This window comes from Sphingomonas sp. (assembly GCF_036402235.1).
In the GTDB taxonomy this organism is placed as follows: Bacteria; Pseudomonadota; Alphaproteobacteria; order Sphingomonadales; family Sphingomonadaceae; genus Sphingomonas.
On sequence record NZ_DASWTG010000060.1, the window covers coordinates 68,506 to 85,832 of the forward strand.

The window sequence follows — 17,327 nt, forward strand, 5'->3', positions numbered from 1 at the left end:
CCCGTGCCGTGCGTGCCATGATCCGTCTCCCGATCGAGACGGCTCCGGCGAAGCCGGGTGTTGAGAACACGTAGGGTTTACATGCGCCGACGCCTTTAGCTGCGAAGCCTGGACATGCGCGTCGGCCACCCGGCGGTCGGCCAGTGAACAGAATACCCTACGAGGTTCTCACGCCTCGGTGCCGATGTCACGGCACGGGCGAAGGTTAGGCTGGCAACAGCTTGCCTGGCAAGCAGCTACCGTTCGAAGTCAAACCACTACGGCGCAATCCAGACACCCTGACAGGTCGATTTCGCCGCCGAGGCAATCCAAACGCATCGGCAAAACACGATACGTCTTGCGGCTCCCAATCACATCGGCTATTCCCGATGCATGGACCAGGACAGCGCCATCGAACTCCTCGCCGCCCTTGCGCATCCCACGCGGCTGTCGACCTTCCGCCTGCTGGTACGGCACGAGCCCGACGGCCTATCGACGGGGGAGCTCGCCGACGCGCTGGCGCTGTCGCAGAGCACCTTCTCCACTCATCTCGCTGTCCTTGCCAGGGCGGGTCTTGTTCAGTCCGACAAGCAGGGCCGTCACTTCATCCAGCGGGTGCGCATCGACGCGCTGCGGGACCTGATGACCTTTCTGGCCAAGGATTGCTGCCAGGGCCGCGCGGAGCTTTGCGAGCCGCTGGTCGCCGAACTCACCACCTGCTGCTGAGGCTCAAATGACCGCTGACATCATCATCTATCATAATCCCGAGTGCGGGACGTCGCGCAACACGCTGGCGATGATCCGCAACGCCGGCATCGAGCCGCACGTCGTCGAGTATCTGAAGACGCCGCCGGCCCGCGCGCTGCTCGTGCAGCTGATCGAGCGCGCCGGGATCGCGCCGCGCGCGCTGCTCCGCGAGAAGGGCACGCCCTATGGCGAGCTCGGCCTGGCCGACGAGACCCTGAGCGACGACGCACTGATCGACGCGATGATGGCGCATCCGATCCTGATCAACCGGCCGCTCGTCGTGACCCCGCTTGGGGTGAAGCTTTGCCGCCCCTCCGAAGCGGTCCTCGCCATACTGCCGCAACCGCAGCAGGGCGCGTTCGCCAAGGAAGATGGGGAGCAGGTCGTCGACGCCAGCGGCGAGCGGCTGGTCTGAGGTGGCGACTCTCGCAACCGCTACGCCGCGCCCGGCGATGAGCCTGTTCGAGCGCTATCTCAGCCTATGGGTCGCATTGTGCATCGTGATCGGCATCGCGCTCGGTCACGTGCTGCCCGGCGCGTTCGCGGCGATCGCCGCGGCGGAGGTCGCTCGCGTCAATCTCGTGGTGGCGGCGCTCATCTGGCTGATGATCATCCCGATGCTCCTGAAGATCGACTTCGGCGCGCTCGGCTCGGTGCGCCAGCACTGGAAGGGTGTGGGCGTTACCCTGTTCGTCAACTGGGCAGTGAAGCCCTTCTCGATGGCGCTGCTCGGCACGGTGTTCATCGGCTGGCTCTTCGCGCCGTTGCTTCCCGAAGGACAGGCGTCCAGCTACATCGCCGGCCTGATCCTGCTCGCCGCCGCGCCATGTACCGCCATGGTGTTCGTCTGGTCGAACCTTTGCGACGGCGAGCCGACCTACACGCTCAGCCAGGTCGCGCTGAACGATCTGCTCATGATCTTCCTGTTCGCGCCGCTCGTTGCCCTGCTGCTCGGCGTCGCATCGGTGACCGTGCCCTGGGACACGCTGCTGCTGTCGGTGGTGCTCTACATCATCGTTCCGGTCATCATCGCCCAGCTCGTTCGGGCGGCGGTGCTGGCCTCCGGCGGTCAGCCGGCGCTCGAACGGCTGCTCGGCAGGCTCGGTCCCGCCTCGCTGGTCGCGCTCCTCGCCACGCTCATCCTGCTGTTCGGCTTCCAGGGCGAGCAGATCGTCCGCCAGCCGCTGGTCATCGCATTGCTGGCGGTGCCGATCCTGATCCAGGTCTATTTCAACGCGGGCATCGCCTATTGGCTGTCGCGGCGCTTCGGCGTCGCCTGGTGCGTCGCCGCCCCCGCCGCGCTGATCGGCGCGTCGAACTTCTTCGAACTGGCAGTGGCTGCGGCGATCTCGCTGTTCGGCCTCCACTCGGGGGCCGCGCTCGCGACCGTGGTCGGCGTCCTCGTCGAAGTGCCGGTCATGCTCTCGGTCGTCGCGATCGTGAAGCGTACGCGCCCATGGTACGAAGCTGCATGACTCCGCTGGTCTATATCGGCGCTGCGCTCGCCGAGATCGCCGGCTGCTTCGCCTTCTGGGCATGGCTGCGGCTCGGACATTCGCCGTGGTGGGTCGTGCCTGGCATGGTGTCGCTAGCAGTGTTCGCGTGGCTGCTGACACTGGTGGACAGCGAGGCAGCCGGCCGAGCCTATGCGGCCTATGGCGGCGTCTATATTTGCGCCTCGCTGGGATGGTTATGGGCAATCGAGGGCCTGCGACCCGACCGCTGGGACGTAGTCGGGGCGGTGATTTGTCTCGTTGGGGCCGGCATCATCCTGTTCGGGCCGAGAGCCGCATGAAGCGCCTTCGCTCCCTGGCCGATCCGCACCATCTGCCGGCGCTCGATCCGGCGTTCGTGCGCAAGCGGCCCGCTACCGGCCTTGGCGATGATCAGCCGCCGCCGCGAATTCTGCTGCTCTACGGATCGCTTCGGCAGCGTTCCTTCTCGCGGCTTGCCGTCGAAGAGGCGGCGCGGCTGCTCCAGCTTTTCGGCGCCGAGACCCGCATTTTCGATCCAAGCGACCTGCCGCTCCCCGACCAGGTGCAGGGTGACGACCATCCCGCCGTCCACGAACTGCGTGAGCATGCATTGTGGTCCGAAGGGCAGGTCTGGTGCAGCCCGGAGCGGCACGGTCAGATCACCGGTATCATGAAGGCGCAGATCGATCATCTGCCGCTCGAGATGAAGGGCATGCGCCCGACCCAGGGTCGCACGCTCGCGGTGATGCAGGTGTCGGGCGGATCGCAATCGTTCAACGCCGTCAACACGCTGCGCCTGCTCGGCCGCTGGATGCGGATGTTCACGATCCCGAACCAGTCGTCGGTCGCGATGGCGTACAAGGAGTTCGATGAAGCGGGGCGGATGAAGCCCTCCAGCTATTACGATCGCATCGTCGATGTGATGGAGGAGCTGGTTCGCTTCACCGTCCTTCTGCGTCCGCATCGTGAACAGCTGGTCGACCGCTATTCCGAGCGGAAGGCTGCGAACAGGCCAACGCATGGCATGGAGGATCACTCGGCGATCGCCATCGGTCCGGACACCCGGCTGCAATCCGCTGGCCGGAATGTCGCCTCACCCGCCGAATAGCTTGCCTGTGATCGCGACGCCCGCGGCCCCAAGGCAGGCGAGCGAGGGGAGGGCGTGAGTGCCATGCCCAACGCACGCGCCCCGGCGCCACCTGCATATCCGCGGTAGAAGAGCGCGCGGTCGATCGGGAAAAGCATGGCGGAAGCGATTAACAGCGCGAGGACGGCCCCGCCGCACCAGCCGTTGCTCAACCTCTACGGCCATTCCTGCTCCTGTGTCAGGCGGGCCGCTTGGCTCCCAATAGCATGATCGTGCCCGTCACCGTGTGCACGCGGTCGATCTCGCGAACGTCGACAAAGCCCGCGTCACGGATCAGGTCCGGCAAGACGCCGTCGGCATTCGGCTGGGTGTCGGCGACACCGTCGAGCCGCTGAATGGTTGCTCGAAACAACAGCCGCATCAATCCTCGCTGGCGTCCATAGTCGGCGATCAGGAGCCGCCCGCCAGGCCGCAATGCCAAGAACAGCGCACCAAAGGCGCGCGCCTTCTCGGCGATCGGCATCTGATGGAAAACGAGACTGGAAACGGCCGCGTCGGCGGTGCCCGCTTCGAGGTCGGCCGCGAAGCCCCGGCGCCATTCCACCTCGACGCGGGCCTGGTCGGCCTTGGCGCGGGCGATCGCCAGCGCTTCCTCGTCTGGATCGATGCCAATGACGCGCACCTCGAGCTGGGCCGCTTTCAGCATCACGGCGAAGGTGCCGGTGCCGCAGCCGAAATCGACGATCGTTTCGCCCGCTACGGGTGCGGTCGCCTGTAGAAGTGCGCTTCGCCACCGTCGCTCGCGCGTCCATACGCGAATGGCGCGATCATAGTCCTGCGTGTCACCGGTCCCGAGAGGCGGAGTATATTCCCGTTCGCCCATCGTGCCCTCCTCATGCGAGTCGGCCGGATTGTGCACCCTGCAGTGACTAGAGGGTCAAGCCGCCTCTGCCGGGCCGAGCGCTTCGATGATCCGGCAGGTCGAGATTGATCCCTGCGAGCACTGGCCGATCAGGTCGTCGAGTTCGCGCCGCAGTGCGCGCAGGTCGGCGATCTTGCGGTCGATCTCGGCGAGATGCTCACGCGCCACCGCATCGACCGCGCCGCAGGACCGGTCGCGCTCGTCCGACAGCGCCAGCAGGGCACGGACCTGGTCGAGCGTGAAACCGAGGTCGCGCGCCCTGCGGACGAACGAAAGCCGCGCCAAATGTGGTTGGCCATAGTCGCGATAATTGCCTTCGGTCCTCGCCGGCGCCGGCAGCAAGCCGATCTTCTCATAGAAGCGGATCGTCTCGACCTTGGTCGCGGTCGATCGTGCGAGTTCGCCAATCTGCATTGCCAGCCCTTGACCCTAGAGTTGCTACAGGGTGCATATAGCCTTCCATATCGAGTCGTTCGAGGTGGAAATGGCCTGCAACAGCTGTGCGTCGGCAAAGCCCGACGCCAACAATAGTCCGAGCTGGCGACGTGCGCTGTGGATCGCGCTTGCCGTCAATGCCGCGATGTTCGTGGCCGAGATGACCGCTGGCGTGGCAGTCGGCTCCAAGGCGCTCCAGGCGGACGCGCTCGACTTTCTTGGCGATGCCGCGAACTATGCCATCAGCCTCGGTGTCGCCGGAATGGTGCTCGCCTGGCGGGCGCGCGCGGCGCTGCTCAAGGGCGCGACGCTCGCGATCCTCGGTATCTATGTGCTGGCGAGCAGCTTGTGGGCGGTCTGGCACGGGCGCACCCCCGACGCCGAGGTCATGGGCGCAGTCGGCGTGGCAGCATTGGTCGCCAATGCTGGCGTCGCCCTCATGCTCTACCGCTTCCGTTCGGGCGACGCGAACATGCGGTCGGTCTGGATCTGCTCGCGCAACGACGCGATCGGCAATGTCGCAGTCGTGCTCGCCGCCGCAGGCGTGTTCGGGACCGGCACCGCCTGGCCGGACCTGATCGTCGCCGCCATCATGGCGCTTCTCGGCATCTCGGGCGGCGTTCAGATCATCCGCCAGGCGAGACGCGAGCTGGCCGGCGAGCGCGGTGCCCGCGACAACCGGCTGGCCGGAGCGGCATGATGCGGAACCCGCCAGCCGAACCGAACCTTTCCAGCCTCGTCGATGCCGAACTCGAGCGTCATCGCTGGGCAGCCTCGGTGGGTGACGTCGGCAGCGCCTGGTGGGCACTGGAGCGGGCCCATATCGTCTCCCAGTCTAACCTGCTTCTGCACCTGCGCGTCCATGTGATCATGCTGGGTTATGCTCTCCGCACCGCAGACCTGCGCGAGACCGGCGGTCAGCTGCTGCGGCTGGCTCTTGCGCCGTTGGGCACGCTCAGCGGCCGCACGCCCCTCGGAAACACCGGACGGGCGCGCGTCGATCCGTTCGCGCCGATGCCGATTCCCGGCGATCTGCGGCGCGCGCTCGAGGAGGCTGGCGGATGAGCAAGGTTCGCAAGCTGACAGGCGGTGCTGGTCCTGCTATCGCGCGAGGCGTGCATCGGCTCCTGAGCCTTCTCGTCGGAATGGCGCTCCTCCTCTCGGTAGGAATGGCGCCGCTTGCGCATGCGAGCGAGCAGCTCTGTCTGCCGGGCACCGAGGCGGCCACGGCGCTTGCCGGTCATGTCGACGGCGACGCGGACCAGGCACCGGATACGGAGAGGGGCGTTCCGCACCACCATGGCGGTTGCCATGGCCACCATTTCGCCGACCCCGTGGGCAGCTCCGAGGCCGAGGCTCCTTCGGTTCTGCCGGCACGCTTCTTCGCTATCGGCTCGACGCTCCTGACTGCCGCACTCCTGGATCGGTCGCTGAGGCCGCCGATCGCCTGACGCCGATCATCGCCCGCGCGACACAGCGCGCGGCTTGTTCGTCATCGTCAGGAGCAATCCAAATGTATCGTGTCATCGCGGCCGTCCTGGCCGCAGCGGCCTGCGCGCAACCGGCGCAGGCGCAGACCAGTTTGCCACCCGCTGCCGAGCCGGTGGGCGAGACCCTCACGCTCGACCGGGCGCTCGAGCTCGCCGGTGCGACGGCGCCCGGGATCGAGGCAGCAACCGCCGGCGTCCGCGCCGCCGAGGCCCAGCGCCGGGCGGCCGGGCTGCGCCCAAACCCGTCAATCAACGTGGAAGCCGAGAACGTCATCGGCACCGGACCCTATAGCGGCCTGAGCTCGGCCGAAACGACGGTCGGCATGTCCCTGCCGCTTGAGCTCGGCGGCAAACGCTCGGCGCGGATCGGTGTGGCGGAGGCCCAGACCGCCCGTGCCCGGCTGGAGGTGATCACCGCCCAGGCTAACCTTCGGCTGAAGGTCACGCAGGCATTCGTCGCAGCGGCTGCGGCCGAGCGGCGGCTTGGCGTCGCCAGCGATCAGCGCGACATCGCGAACGAAGGCTTGCGCGGTGCCCGGGTGCGGGTGCGCGCCGGGCGCGCCTCTCCGCTCGAGGAGCAGCGCGCTGACGTCCAGCGCATCAACGCCGAAACCGCGCTCGAACAGGCGGAGCGCGCCACCACCCTCGCCCGCGGGAACCTTGCGCGATTGATCGCCCGGGAACCTGGCCAATTGGACCTGCCATGGTTCGAGCGAACCAATGGGGTCGGGCCGAAGATGCCGAAGAGCGCCGATGGTACCCTCGCGCTTGCACTTGCCCAGGCTGATATCGCCACGGCGGTTGCGCAGGTGCGTCTCGCGCGCAGCCAGCGCGTCCCGGACCTGACGCTCAGCGCAGGCGCGCGGCGGCTCGAGGCGACCAATGATGTTGCGGCGGTGTTCGGGGTGAGCATCCCGCTGCCCCTGTTCAACAACGGCCGCGCAAGTCTCGATGCGGCGCGCGCGCAACGCGATCAGGCAGAGGCGCTGCGACGCGGCGCCGTTCTCGATGCCCAGCAGGCGATCGCGTCGGCCGAGACCGAGGTTGCCAATGCCGAAGCGAACGCCCGAACCGCTGCGGGGCCGGCACTCGCCGCCGCGCAGGAGGCGGCACGGATCGCCCGGATCGGCTACCGCGAAGGCAAGTTCGGTCAGCTCGACCTGCTCGAGGCTGAGCGCACGCTTGCCCAGACCCGCGCCGCGGCGATCGACGCGCTCGCTGCCTATCACGATGCACAGGCCCGCCTGGAGCGGCTCACCGCCCGCGCGCCCTCAATCACGGAAGATCGCCCATGAAAATGTCGATTCTGCGGGCGATCGCGCCCGCCACCCTTGCCCTCACGCTTGCCGCTTGCGGCGGCGGGAGCGGGCCTGCGGGGAATGAAGCAGCCGAGCATGCCGAGGAAGAAGGGCATGCAGAAGAAGGCGTCGTAACGCTCAGCCAGCAGCAGATCGCTGAGGCGGGTATCGAGGTCGTCCGGCCGACCGTCGGGGGCGTCGCCGGCGCGATCGAAGTCAGCGCGACCATCGAGGGCGATCCGCAGGGCGTGCAGGTCGCATCGGCCGCGATCGGTGGCCGCCTGGTCTCGCTGACGCGGAATCTCGGACAGTCGGTGTCGCGGGGCGACGTGCTCGCGGTGATCGAGAGCCGCGAGGCGGCGACGCTGCGAGGCGACATCGAGGCGGCGCGGGCGCGGCTTGCGCTGGCACAATCGAACCTGCGCCGCGAACAGCGCCTGTTCGCCGAGCGCGTTTCGCCCGAGCAGGACCTGATCGCCGCGCGTACGGCTGCAACCGAGGCCAACATCGCGCTACGCCAGGCGCAGCAGCAACTTGCCGCCACGGGCGGCGGCGGCGGCGCCTTCAACCGGATCACAGTGCGCGCGCCGATCTCCGGGCAGGTGGTCGCCCGATCGGCAACGCTTGGGCAGACTGTCACGGCGGACGCGGAGCTGTTCCGCATCGCCAACCTCTCGACGGTGAGCATCGCGATGTCGCTGCTTCCGGCCGACGCCGGCCGCGTGCGGCCCGGTTCGCGCGTCGAGGTGACCGCGCCCGGACGGCGGCAGGAGGCGCGTGTCACCTTCGTGTCGCCGATCCTCGACGAGACGACCCGGCTCGTGCCGGTGATGGGGACGCTCGACAATGGCGCGAACAGCTGGCGGGTGGGCGAGACGGTAAGCGCCTCGATCATTGTGCCGGCCAGCGGCGACAGCACGGTGGCAGTGCCCTCGGCCGCGGTCCAGATGATCGAGGACAAGCCGCATGTGTTCGTGCGCACCCCCACCGGCTTCAAGGCGGTGCCGGTCACGCTCGGGCGGCGCAACGGCGGCCAGGTGATCGTCGCCTCCGGGCTCACCGGAACCGAGCAGATCGCCTCGACCAATTCCTTCACCCTCAAGGCCGAGCTCGGAAAGGGCGAAGCCGAGCATGAGGACTGAGCCATGATCGCCCGGATCGTCACCTTCTCGGTGGAGCGGCGCTGGCTCGTCCTGCTGCTCACCGCCGCCTTCGCCATCGCCGGCATGTTCGCGCTCCAGCGGCTGCCGATCGATGCCGTCCCCGACATCACCAACAACCAGGTCCAGATCAACATCGTCGCCCCGGCGCTCTCGCCCGATCAGGTGGAGAAGCAGGTCGCCTTCACCATCGAGACCGCGCTCGCCGGCATTCCCGGCCTCGAATATACCCGTTCGCTCAGCCGTAACGGCTTCTCCCAGGTGACCGCCGTCTTCGACGAGGGCACCGACATCTACTTTGCGCGCCAGCAGGTCTCGGAACGGCTGCGCACCGCGGAGGAGGATCTCCCGGAAGGCGTGAACCCCGAAATGGGTCCGATCGCCACGGGCCTCGGCGACATCTTCATGTGGACGGTCGAGTATCGCGAACTCGACAAGGTCAACCACAAGAGCGGCGAGCCCGGCCTGCAGCCGGACGGCAGCTACATCACGCCTGAGGGCGATCACCTCGTCAGCGAAGCCGACAAGGCAACCTATCTGCGCACGGTCCAGGACTGGATCGTCGCGCCGCAGCTCAAGGGCGCCGACGGCCTTGCCGGGATCGACTCGCTCGGCGGCTACACCAAGGAATATCTCGTCGTTCCGGATGTGCAGCGCATGGCGGCGATGAAGATCACGCTGCAGGACCTCGCCACCGCGCTCGAGCGCAACAACACCAGCACCGGCGCCGGCATCGTCAATCGCAACGGCGAGGGGCTGTCTGTGCGTGCGGACGGCCGGATCCGCACCGCCGACGAGCTCGCCCGCACCGTGATCGCCACGCGAGAGGGCGTGGCGATCGTGCTGAGCCAGGTGGCGGGAGTGCGCACCGGCCAGGGCCTGCGCATGGGCTCGGCATCGGAGAATGGGCGCGAGGTGGTCGTCGGTACCGCGGTGATGCGGATCGGCGAGAACAGCCGCACCGTCTCGACCGGCGTGTCGAAGCGCCTCGATGAGATCGGACCGTCGCTGCCGGTGGACGTGGTGGTGAAGCCGGTGCTCAACCGCACCGACCTGGTCAACTCGACCATCGCGACCGTCGCGCGCAACCTCGCCGAGGGTGCGCTGCTCGTGATCGTCGTGCTGTTCGCGCTGCTCGGCAACTTCCGCGCCGCGCTGATCGCAGCGATGGTCATCCCGATCACGATGCTGCTGACCAGCATCGGCATGCTGCAGGCGGGCGTGTCGGCAAACCTGATGAGCCTTGGCGCGCTCGACTTCGGGCTGATCGTCGACGGCGCGGTGATCATCGTCGAGAACTCGCTGCGACGTATATCCGAAGCGCAGCATGGCCGAGAGGATGCGCTGCCGCTCAAGGAACGGCTGGCCATCGTGGCTGCTTCGTCGCGCGAGATGATCCGTCCCTCGGTCTACGGCCAGGCGATCATCATCCTCGTCTATGCGCCGCTGCTCACCTTCACGGGCGTCGAGGGCAAGATGTTCGAGCCGATGGCGCTGACGGTGATCATCGCGCTGATCTTCGCTTTCATCCTGTCGCTGACCTTCGTGCCTGCAGCGATCGCGATCTGGCTCAGCAAGCGCGTGGAGGAGAAGGAGGGGCGCATCGTCAGCTGGCTGCGCCGCCGCTACGAGCCCGGCCTCGACACCGCGATGCGCCGCCCGAGCGCCACCCTGGGCGTAGCCGTCGGCGCGCTGGCGCTGGCCGGCGTCGCCTTCACCACGCTCGGCCAGGAGTTCCTCCCGCAGCTCGACGAAGGCAATGTGCTGGTTCAGGCGATCCGCGTGCCCGGCACCTCGGTCGACCAGAGCCAGGCGATGCAATCGCATGTCGAGCGGGCCATCACCAAGGAACCCGAAGTGCAGTTCGCCTTCTCGCGGACCGGCACCTCGGAAATCGCCTCGGATCCGATGCCGCCCAGCATCAGCGACACGTTCGTGATCCTGAAGCCGAGGGAGCAGTGGCCGGACCCCAATCTGAATAAGGCGGAATTCGTCGAGCGCCTGGAGAAGCGGCTCGCGAGGCTGCCCGGAAACAATTACGAGATCACCCAGCCGATCCAGATGCGTTTCAACGAGCTCATCGCGGGCGTGCGCGGCGATGTCGCCGTGAAGGTCTTCGGCGACGACTTCGCCCAAATGAATGCGACTGCCGAAGCGATCGCGGGCGTCCTGCGCAAAACCGCAGGGGCGACGGACGTACGCGTCGAGCAGACCGAAGGCCTGCCGATGCTGGACATCCGCCCGAACCGCACCGCCATGTCGCGCGTCGGCGTGACGGCGGGCGATGTGCAGGACACGGTCGCGGCGGCGATCGGCGGCCGCGAGGCCGGCATGATCTTCGAGGGCGACCGACGCTTCCCCGTCGTCATTCGTCTACCGGAAGCGGCTCGATCGGACCTCACGGCGATCGCGCAGGTGCCGGTACCGACCGCCGAGGGCGGGTTCGTGCCGCTTTCGACCGTCGCCGACATCAATATCGTGGATGGTCCCAACCAGATCAGCCGCGAGAACGGCAAGCGCCGCGTGGTCGTTCAGGCCAATGTCCGCGGCCGGGACGTCGCCGGTGTGGTCGCCGACGCGCAGACCGCGATCGCTAGCCAGGTGAAGATGCCGCCGGGCACCTATCTCGAATGGGGCGGCCAGTTCGAGAATCTGGCGTCGGCGCGCGACCGCCTGATGATTGTGGTGCCGATCTGCTTCGCGGTGATCATGCTGCTGCTCTACGGCGCACTCGGGTCGGTGCGCGATGCGCTGATCGTGTTCACCGGCGTGCCACTGGCGCTGGTCGGCGGCGTACTGGCGCTGTGGCTGCGGGGAATGCCCTTCTCGATCTCGGCGGCCGTGGGTTTCATTGCGCTGTCCGGCATCGCGGTGCTCAACGGCCTCGTCATGGTCTCCGCGATCCAGGACCTGATCGCGCGCGGGCACGATCGAGCCGTGGCGGCGCGCGAGGGCGCGCTGGCGCGTCTGCGCCCCGTCGCGATGACCGCGCTGGTGGCTTCGCTCGGCTTCGTGCCGATGGCGCTCGGCCATGGCGCGGGCGCCGAGGTCCAGAAGCCACTGGCGACCGTTGTGATCGGCGGGCTGATCTCGGCCACGCTGCTGACCTTGTTCGTGCTGCCGACGCTCTACGCGCGCTTCGGCAGGCGCGAGATGCCGGCTCCGGTCGAGGGCGCGGACGTGGTGGCATGAGCGAAGAACGGTTGTCACTCGACACCGCGGACAAGCGCCGGACGCTCTGGATCGTATTGGCGCTGAACGTCGCGCTGGCGGCAGGCTTCGGCATCACGGGTGCGCTGGGAGATTCGAGCGCGCTCATTGCCAATGGCCTCGACAATGCGTCCGATGCTTTGGTCTATGTCATCAGCCTTCTTGCGCTCACGCGTCCCGACCATTGGAAGCGCGCCGCGGCGCGCGTCTCCGGCGTGCTGCTGCTGGTCTTCGCGGCGGGCGTGCTGGTCGACGCGGTGCGGCGCTTCCTGACGGGGAGCGAGCCGCTGGGCCCGACGATGATCACGATGGCGCTGATCGGCGCCGTGGTGAACGGCATCTGCCTGTGGCTGCTGAAACGGCTGGAGGAGCCTGACGTCAATCTGCGCGCGGCAACGACTTTCAGCTTCAACGACTTCGTCTCCAATGGCGGAATCGTGGTGGCTGGCGGCGTCGTGCTCTGGACCGGGCAGAACTGGCCCGATCTCGTTGTCGGTGCGGCGGTGGCGGCGATCGCGATCAAGGGCGGGATCGAAATCCTGAGGGATGCCGCCGCCGATGAGGCGCGCGATGCCGGATGACCAGGCCAAGCCAACGCAACGCAGGCCCTCGCGGGCGTGGTCTGCCGAGGACGACGCTGCGCTGCGGGCCGGGATAGCGGCGAAACAGCAGACGCCCGATATCGCCCGAACCTTGGGGCGGACGGTCGATGCGGTGCGGGGGCGCGCCCAGGTGTTGAGGCTTCGGCTAACCTCGCGCCTTCGGCCTTGGCGCGTGTACCCAGGGGGCGACTGAGCGAAGCCACTGGAGTCGCCACGGGACCCTCACGCCTTCCAAGACCGTGCGACTCCACCATTTCTTGGAATTGTCAGCGCTTCGACTCGCCGTCACGCTTGATTGACAGCACCCCCCGATGCCGGGGCAAGACGGAACAGGGATGCGCCATGATCGAGGTCCACCTCCTGCGCTATGCGCTGGCGGCGGCCGATAGCGGCAGCTTCAGCCGTGCGGCCGAGCAGTTTCGCGTGAAGCAGTCGACGCTGAGCAAGCGCGTCCGCCATCTCGAGCTTCGTATCGGGGTCCCGCTGTTCACGCGTTCGACCCAGGGCGTCGCGCCTACGCCGAGCGGGATCCACTTCCTTGCCCGGGCCCGCTCAATCGTCGGCGAGCTTGACATGCTTTCGACCGACACGCTGGCGTTGGCACGCGGCGAGTGCGGCAGGCTGCGCATCGGCTTCCACGGCACCCTGGCGGCCGGCGATCTGCGGGCGACGCTCGAGGACTTCCGTCGCGAGGCCCCGGATGTCGAGCTTGAGGCGATTGAGGCGGGCCGCGATCAGCTCCTCGACGGGCTGGACCGGGGCCGTCTCGATCTGGCGGTGGTGGCCGGCGAAGCGGCGGGCGGGCAAGCGCTATGCCTGTGGAGCGAGCCGCTGGCGCTGGGCCTGAGCCTCAACCACCCGCTGCTCGAGCGCGACCGAGTCTACTGGACCGATCTGCGGGAGATGACCTTCCTCGTGACCCGGGCCGATCCCGGCGATCTGATCGCAAGAATGATCTCAGCGCGTCTCGCCGGCCCTTGCCATGCGCCACGGATCGTCGCGCAGGCGGTAAGTCGGGACAATCTGCACAGCCTCGTCACCAGGGAGCAGGCCTCCGTGACGGCTGGCGCCGGACTAACGATCGACGGGGGCGTGGCATTTCGCGAGGTCCATGATGCGTTTGGCCCGACACGCCTCAGCCAGACCCTGCACTGGCGCGAGGAAAACGAGAACCCCGCGCTCGCGCGCTTCCTGGCGCTGGCGGCTAGACGATATGGCAGGACACCGCCCGAGCGCGCTGTTCGGCACTAGAACGGCAGCGGGCCAGGTTCATCCTCCGGCCCCGAGCTGTCGCCTCGCTTTGGCGAAGCCGCGGTCGGTGGCCATGAACTGGACAAGCATCGGGACGATCAGCTTGGCGGGACCGCTGGACGCCTGACCGGTCGCCTGGGCGTGGGCTTCGGCATAGGCGCTGAGGTCGCGATAGACGTCGGCGGGCATGTCGATAGTGACCTTCACCGGCTTGTCGTCGGCGATCGGTCCGAGCTTCAGCGTCATTTCGCACCTCCTTCGCCCGGTCCCAGCACAAGATCGCGGGTGACGATCACGCGCAGCTGGAAGCCAGGCCGCACGGTCAGCGTCGGTTGCACGTTCATCTGTCGACGGACCAGATCCTGGCCGGTGCGGCCGATCGAGTCGGACGTGCCTTCGCGCAGCGCACGCACCAGCGAGTCCTCGTCATCGCTGCCAACCTCGGTTCCGACGCTGAGCAGTGTCGAGATCAAGGCGGCGCGGAACAATCCGCCCCAATGCTGGTCGACCCGGTCCTGCAGACCCGAATAGCCCGAGGCATCGGTGCCGGGCAGCCGGTCGAGCTGGATCGACCGGCCATCGGGCAGGATCAGGCGATCCCAGGCGAGCAGGACGCGGTTCTGCCCGAATGAGATCTGCGAGTCATATTCGCCGATCAGGCGGCTGCCTTGCGGGATCAGCAGATGCCGGCCGGTCACGCTGTCATAGACGTTCTGCGTGACCTGGGCAGTGATCATCCCCGGCAGGTCGGAGCGGATCCCGGTGATGAGCGCGGCCGGGATCACACTGCCGGCTTGCACGATGAACGGGGAAGCGGCCGGAACCAGCCGGTGGCTGCTCTCGGCGGGATGCCCGTCGCGCGCTGTCAGGAAATCACGCTTTGCGGCCTGACCGCTCGTCGGCCCTTGGCGCTCGACCACTTGCGACGGCGCGGCCGCGCTGGCCATTCCCTGCGGCGGCAGCGCCGCGGATGACCCGGCAGGAGTCTGTGGCGCGGCGCCTTCGCTCCCGATGAACATCTTGCTGGTCCGGGCCGCATCCCGTTCCTGGCGGATGCGATCGCGCGCGGCCTGCGCTGTGTCGGGCGGTCCGCCGGGCTGGGTTTGCTGGCCGATCGGCGGCGGCGGCACATCGACGCCGCGCTGCTGCGCCGAGAGGATCGGTTTGCCGAGATCGCCGGGCAGCGGCGGTCCGAGCCTGGGCACCTGCGAATAGTCCTTTGGCGCGCCGGCAAGCGCATCGCTGGTCGCCCGGTTGTCGGTCTCGTAGAGTTCGTTCGGTGCCTTGGGCGCGGTCGGTTGCAGTGCGTAGATCAGCGCCCCGCCGATTCCGGCCGTAACCACCAGACCCGCGACCGCCAGCGTCTTGCGCGAGAGCCGCATCACGCGGGGTGGGTCTCCGCGGAGCCGCAGATCGGCAGCACCAATCGGCTGCGCCTGGGGATGCTCGCTCATTTCGCCCTCTCGCCCGGAAGGGCACCTTCGCGCAGCACGCGCACGCGCTTCTGCGACTTGCCGCCGCCGAGCCGCAGCTCAGCCGCTCCGAACAGCCGATCGACGATGAGGTAACGGCCGCGCATCCGATAGTTGACCAGCTCGCCGGCGCCCTTCGCGCCTGTGATGAACAGCGGCGGGAGCTCGCTTTGACCGACATTTGTCGGGAGCTCGATGAAGACCTGGCGTCCATCATCGAAGGCGCGCACCGGACGCCACGCCGTCCGGTCGCCGTCAATCCGGTAGGCGAAGTTGAGCGACTCGAGGTCGACACCCGGCACCGGGAGTGGCGTTGTGGCCTCACGGTTCCGGGCGGCAAGCGCGATCAGCGCATCCTGCGGATAGGTCCAGGAGACCGAGGCCATATAGGTGTCGGCGGTCGAGCGCAGTTCGACGTGATAGGTCCGCCGGTCCGTGTTGATGACCAGGTTGGTCGAGAGACCCGGCCGGGTCGGCTTCACCAGGATATGCACGCGCTGCGCCGGGCCCGAGCCGCTCAGCGTGTCGCCCATGATCCAGCGCACGGTGTCGCCGGCTGCAACGGGGCCGACAAGCTGTTCGCCTTCCTGCAGCGCAATGTCGGTGACCTGACCCGGCGCGGTGTAGAGCTGGTAGAGCGCGCCTTCTGCCCATGGATATTGCTGGATCGCGTTGAGGAAGCCGTCCCGGGCGGGCTGCATGCGGGCGGCGGCGTTGGCCTTGCCGATGCGCGCCTGGGGATCGGCCATATCGGGCGCGACGGAAGTCCGGATCGGCTTGAGTTGGCCGGGCAGCGGCAGCGGCTCGGGAATGCGGACGATCTCGACCTTGTGCGCCTGCTCGGGCTCCGGAATTGCAGGCACCAGCGCCTCGGCTGGCCGTGGAGGCGTCTGCGCGCGCGACGTCGCACAGCCGGCGAGCGGCAGCAGGCCGAGCATGAAGAGGGGCGGCACGACCGCCGCGCGTTTCAGGGTCATTGCGAAAGCTCCTTCGACCAGTTGAGAGCGGTGACGAACACGCCGAGCGGGTTCTTGCGCAGCGCGTCGGGGGTGCGCGGGCTCTGGATCGCGACGGTGACGATCGCCGACCAGCGCTCGGTCGCGGCGAGGCTGCCGTCCTGGAAGCGCCGCTCGGTCCAGGCGATGCGGAAGCTTTCGTCGGAGGCGCGGATCACGCTCGAGACGTCGACCGCTACCTGCACCTTTCCAATCAGCGCGAACGGGTCGTTGTTTCGGGCGTAATCGTTGAGCGCGAGCGCTCCGCGTGCGGTCGTGAAGTCATATCCGCGCAGCCAGTTCTGGCGGAGCACGACTGGATCGGCCGGAATGCTGCGGACATTTTCGATGAAGCGCGCGAGATGGAACGCGATCTGCGGGTCGCTCGGGCGATATGCCGCTTCCGCCGGTGCCACGGCCTGGGCTTCGCCGAGCTTGTCGACCTGCACGACCCAGGGGGTGATCGTGCCGCGCGAGGCCTGCCAGATGATGCCGGAAGCCAGCAGCGTCGAAAGCCCGAGCGCGCCGAAGCAGGCAAGCCGCCAGTTGCGCGCCTGGACCCGTGCCGAACCGATGCGTTCGTCCCATGCCTGGCCGGCGCGCTGATAGGGCGTCTCGGGCTCGGGTGTGGCGCCGTAGCGCACCGTCGATCTGCGAAACATGCGTGTCACTCCTTGTCGGTCATGCTGACGGAGGCGCCGGGGCCGCGGCTGTCGCCGCCGCGCAGCGTATGGGTTGCGACGCTGGCGCCGTGGACGATTGCCTGATGGCGCCGCATCGCGCGTGCCCAGGCCGGAGGACCGCTGGCGGAAGCACCGGCAGGATCTGCGGCGGGCGCCAGCGAAGCTTCGGACGGGGCGGATGACGTCTCGGTCGGCTGTGCGCTCGGCTGTGCGGCGGGAGCGCCCACCGTGTCGCGATCGGCCGAAGTGGATTCCGGCTGCGGCTCGGCGGCGCCGGTGCTGTCGCCCGCCATCGAAGCAGAGGCGGTCTGGTGAGGTGTCGCACCGCTCGAGGAGCGACCGGCAGCCGAGCCAGCGGATGCGGGCGAGGCTTGGTTCGAGCTGCCGCGGAGCGGGGACACGGCACGCTCCGCCGCGGCGCGGCCGACATTGCCGATCCCTGCCGCAACACCGCCAAGCCCCGATTTGCCCTCGGCGCCGACGCGATACGCGCTGGCGGCGGAGCCAACGGTGCGCGCGGT

General features: G+C 68.1%; 19 protein-coding genes and 1 pseudogene. 13 read left to right on the top strand and 7 right to left on the bottom strand.

The features are described 5' to 3' along the window. The first annotated feature begins 372 nt into the window (after positions 1 to 372). Genes VGD28_RS12975 through arsH form a run of 5 tightly spaced genes read left to right on the top strand, consistent with a single transcriptional unit; the run spans position 373 to position 3,309 of the window. Entirely contained in the window at positions 373 to 705 is a 333-nt protein-coding gene (locus VGD28_RS12975; RefSeq protein ID WP_331028763.1) for a metalloregulator ArsR/SmtB family transcription factor, read from the top strand. A 7-nt stretch (positions 706 to 712) separates the two neighbouring features. Continuing rightward, positions 713 to 1,141 (top strand): arsenate reductase (glutaredoxin), encoded by a 429-nt coding sequence (gene arsC, locus VGD28_RS12980; RefSeq protein ID WP_331028764.1) that lies wholly within the window; start codon positions 713 to 715, stop codon positions 1,139 to 1,141. A gap of 37 nt (positions 1,142 to 1,178) precedes the next feature. Then, on the top strand, positions 1,179 to 2,201 hold the full coding sequence (arsB, locus tag VGD28_RS12985) for an ACR3 family arsenite efflux transporter (RefSeq protein ID WP_331028765.1): 1,023 nt from the start codon (positions 1,179 to 1,181) through the stop codon (positions 2,199 to 2,201). After that, on the top strand, positions 2,198 to 2,521 hold the full coding sequence (locus VGD28_RS12990; RefSeq protein WP_331028766.1) for a YnfA family protein: 324 nt from the start codon (positions 2,198 to 2,200) through the stop codon (positions 2,519 to 2,521). Before arsB ends, VGD28_RS12990 begins: the two co-directional genes overlap by 4 nt. Then, positions 2,518 to 3,309 (top strand): arsenical resistance protein ArsH, encoded by a 792-nt coding sequence (arsH, locus tag VGD28_RS12995; RefSeq protein ID WP_331028767.1) that lies wholly within the window; start codon positions 2,518 to 2,520, stop codon positions 3,307 to 3,309. Before VGD28_RS12990 ends, arsH begins: the two co-directional genes overlap by 4 nt. A gap of 217 nt (positions 3,310 to 3,526) precedes the next feature. On the opposite strand, the gene VGD28_RS13000 is transcribed toward arsH, so the two are convergent. Together VGD28_RS13000 and VGD28_RS13005 are read right to left on the bottom strand one after the other, a co-directional pair. Continuing rightward, positions 3,527 to 4,171 (bottom strand): class I SAM-dependent methyltransferase, encoded by a 645-nt coding sequence (locus VGD28_RS13000; protein ID WP_331028768.1) that lies wholly within the window; start codon positions 4,169 to 4,171, stop codon positions 3,527 to 3,529. A gap of 54 nt (positions 4,172 to 4,225) precedes the next feature. Then, on the bottom strand, positions 4,226 to 4,624 hold the full coding sequence (locus VGD28_RS13005; protein WP_331028769.1) for a helix-turn-helix domain-containing protein: 399 nt from the start codon (positions 4,622 to 4,624) through the stop codon (positions 4,226 to 4,228). Positions 4,625 to 4,694: 70 nt separating this feature from the next. On the opposite strand from VGD28_RS13005, the gene VGD28_RS13010 reads away from it, so the two are divergent. The 8 genes from VGD28_RS13010 (at position 4,695) to VGD28_RS13045 (ending at position 13,656) form a co-directional block, all read left to right on the top strand. After that, positions 4,695 to 5,345, top strand: coding sequence for a cation transporter (locus VGD28_RS13010; RefSeq protein ID WP_331028785.1), 651 nt, complete (start codon positions 4,695 to 4,697; stop codon positions 5,343 to 5,345). Next, the gene (locus VGD28_RS13015) at positions 5,342 to 5,710 is read left to right on the top strand and encodes a DUF3703 domain-containing protein (RefSeq protein ID WP_331028770.1); all 369 of its coding nucleotides are present in this window, start codon (positions 5,342 to 5,344) and stop codon (positions 5,708 to 5,710) included. The genes VGD28_RS13010 and VGD28_RS13015 overlap by 4 nt, the downstream gene beginning before the upstream one ends. Then, entirely contained in the window at positions 5,707 to 6,096 is a 390-nt protein-coding gene (locus tag VGD28_RS13020; protein ID WP_331028771.1) for a hypothetical protein, read from the top strand. Before VGD28_RS13015 ends, VGD28_RS13020 begins: the two co-directional genes overlap by 4 nt. A 62-nt stretch (positions 6,097 to 6,158) precedes the next feature. Further along, entirely contained in the window at positions 6,159 to 7,430 is a 1,272-nt protein-coding gene (locus VGD28_RS13025; RefSeq protein WP_331028772.1) for a TolC family protein, read from the top strand. Next, on the top strand, positions 7,427 to 8,575 hold the full coding sequence (locus tag VGD28_RS13030) for an efflux RND transporter periplasmic adaptor subunit (protein WP_331028773.1): 1,149 nt from the start codon (positions 7,427 to 7,429) through the stop codon (positions 8,573 to 8,575). Before VGD28_RS13025 ends, VGD28_RS13030 begins: the two co-directional genes overlap by 4 nt. 3 nt (positions 8,576 to 8,578) lie before the next feature. Continuing rightward, a complete protein-coding gene (locus tag VGD28_RS13035) occupies positions 8,579 to 11,785 on the top strand; it encodes a CusA/CzcA family heavy metal efflux RND transporter (protein ID WP_331028774.1) in 3,207 nt (1,068 codons plus the stop codon). Beyond that, the gene (locus tag VGD28_RS13040; protein WP_331028775.1) at positions 11,782 to 12,384 is read left to right on the top strand and encodes a cation diffusion facilitator family transporter; all 603 of its coding nucleotides are present in this window, start codon (positions 11,782 to 11,784) and stop codon (positions 12,382 to 12,384) included. Before VGD28_RS13035 ends, VGD28_RS13040 begins: the two co-directional genes overlap by 4 nt. Positions 12,385 to 12,747: 363 nt before the next feature. Next, positions 12,748 to 13,656, top strand: a complete 909-nt coding sequence (locus tag VGD28_RS13045; RefSeq protein WP_331028776.1) for a LysR family transcriptional regulator — start codon at positions 12,748 to 12,750, stop codon at positions 13,654 to 13,656. Between the two features lie 18 nt (positions 13,657 to 13,674). Here VGD28_RS13045 and VGD28_RS13050 read toward each other — a convergent pair whose 3' ends face one another. The 5 genes and pseudogenes from VGD28_RS13050 to VGD28_RS13070 all read right to left on the bottom strand — a co-directional run. Beyond that, positions 13,675 to 13,902, bottom strand: coding sequence for a DUF2274 domain-containing protein (locus VGD28_RS13050; RefSeq protein ID WP_331028777.1), 228 nt, complete (start codon positions 13,900 to 13,902; stop codon positions 13,675 to 13,677). Further along, a complete protein-coding gene (locus VGD28_RS13055) occupies positions 13,899 to 15,110 on the bottom strand; it encodes a TrbI/VirB10 family protein (protein ID WP_331028778.1) in 1,212 nt (403 codons plus the stop codon). The genes VGD28_RS13050 and VGD28_RS13055 overlap by 4 nt, the downstream gene beginning before the upstream one ends. Beyond that, positions 15,107 to 16,105: a P-type conjugative transfer protein TrbG gene (gene trbG, locus VGD28_RS13060; protein WP_331028779.1), complete on the bottom strand. Its 999-nt coding sequence runs from the start codon at positions 16,103 to 16,105 to the stop codon at positions 15,107 to 15,109. The genes VGD28_RS13055 and trbG overlap by 4 nt, the downstream gene beginning before the upstream one ends. Beyond that, positions 16,102 to 16,785, bottom strand: a complete 684-nt coding sequence (gene trbF / locus VGD28_RS13065) for a conjugal transfer protein TrbF (RefSeq protein ID WP_331028780.1) — start codon at positions 16,783 to 16,785, stop codon at positions 16,102 to 16,104. The genes trbG and trbF overlap by 4 nt, the downstream gene beginning before the upstream one ends. Before the next feature lie 5 nt (positions 16,786 to 16,790). Continuing rightward, a pseudogene (locus VGD28_RS13070) lies at positions 16,791 to 17,327 on the bottom strand (hypothetical protein); the annotation flags it as partial.

Excerpts from the sequence above, each read along its gene's own strand:
- arsB (WP_331028765.1), top strand. The coding sequence starts at position 1,179 with ATGAGCCTGTTCGAGCGCTATCTCAGCCTATGGGTCGCATTGTGCATC.
- VGD28_RS13045 (WP_331028776.1), top strand. The coding sequence starts at position 12,748 with ATGATCGAGGTCCACCTCCTGCGCTATGCGCTGGCGGCGGCCGATAGC.
- VGD28_RS12990 (WP_331028766.1), top strand. The coding sequence starts at position 2,198 with ATGACTCCGCTGGTCTATATCGGCGCTGCGCTCGCCGAGATCGCCGGC.
- VGD28_RS13040 (WP_331028775.1), top strand. The coding sequence starts at position 11,782 with ATGAGCGAAGAACGGTTGTCACTCGACACCGCGGACAAGCGCCGGACG.
- VGD28_RS13030 (WP_331028773.1), top strand. The coding sequence starts at position 7,427 with ATGAAAATGTCGATTCTGCGGGCGATCGCGCCCGCCACCCTTGCCCTC.
- VGD28_RS13010 (WP_331028785.1), top strand. The coding sequence starts at position 4,695 with ATGGCCTGCAACAGCTGTGCGTCGGCAAAGCCCGACGCCAACAATAGT.
- trbF (WP_331028780.1), bottom strand. The coding sequence starts at position 16,785 with ATGTTTCGCAGATCGACGGTGCGCTACGGCGCCACACCCGAGCCCGAG.
- arsC (WP_331028764.1), top strand. The coding sequence starts at position 713 with ATGACCGCTGACATCATCATCTATCATAATCCCGAGTGCGGGACGTCG.
- VGD28_RS13035 (WP_331028774.1), top strand. The coding sequence starts at position 8,579 with ATGATCGCCCGGATCGTCACCTTCTCGGTGGAGCGGCGCTGGCTCGTC.
- arsH (WP_331028767.1), top strand. The coding sequence starts at position 2,518 with ATGAAGCGCCTTCGCTCCCTGGCCGATCCGCACCATCTGCCGGCGCTC.
- trbG (WP_331028779.1), bottom strand. The coding sequence starts at position 16,105 with ATGACCCTGAAACGCGCGGCGGTCGTGCCGCCCCTCTTCATGCTCGGC.
- VGD28_RS13050 (WP_331028777.1), bottom strand. The coding sequence starts at position 13,902 with ATGACGCTGAAGCTCGGACCGATCGCCGACGACAAGCCGGTGAAGGTC.
- VGD28_RS13025 (WP_331028772.1), top strand. The coding sequence starts at position 6,159 with ATGTATCGTGTCATCGCGGCCGTCCTGGCCGCAGCGGCCTGCGCGCAA.
- VGD28_RS13020 (WP_331028771.1), top strand. The coding sequence starts at position 5,707 with ATGAGCAAGGTTCGCAAGCTGACAGGCGGTGCTGGTCCTGCTATCGCG.
- VGD28_RS12975 (WP_331028763.1), top strand. The coding sequence starts at position 373 with ATGGACCAGGACAGCGCCATCGAACTCCTCGCCGCCCTTGCGCATCCC.
- VGD28_RS13055 (WP_331028778.1), bottom strand. The coding sequence starts at position 15,110 with ATGAGCGAGCATCCCCAGGCGCAGCCGATTGGTGCTGCCGATCTGCGG.
- VGD28_RS13000 (WP_331028768.1), bottom strand. The coding sequence starts at position 4,171 with ATGGGCGAACGGGAATATACTCCGCCTCTCGGGACCGGTGACACGCAG.
- VGD28_RS13015 (WP_331028770.1), top strand. The coding sequence starts at position 5,342 with ATGATGCGGAACCCGCCAGCCGAACCGAACCTTTCCAGCCTCGTCGAT.
- VGD28_RS13005 (WP_331028769.1), bottom strand. The coding sequence starts at position 4,624 with ATGCAGATTGGCGAACTCGCACGATCGACCGCGACCAAGGTCGAGACG.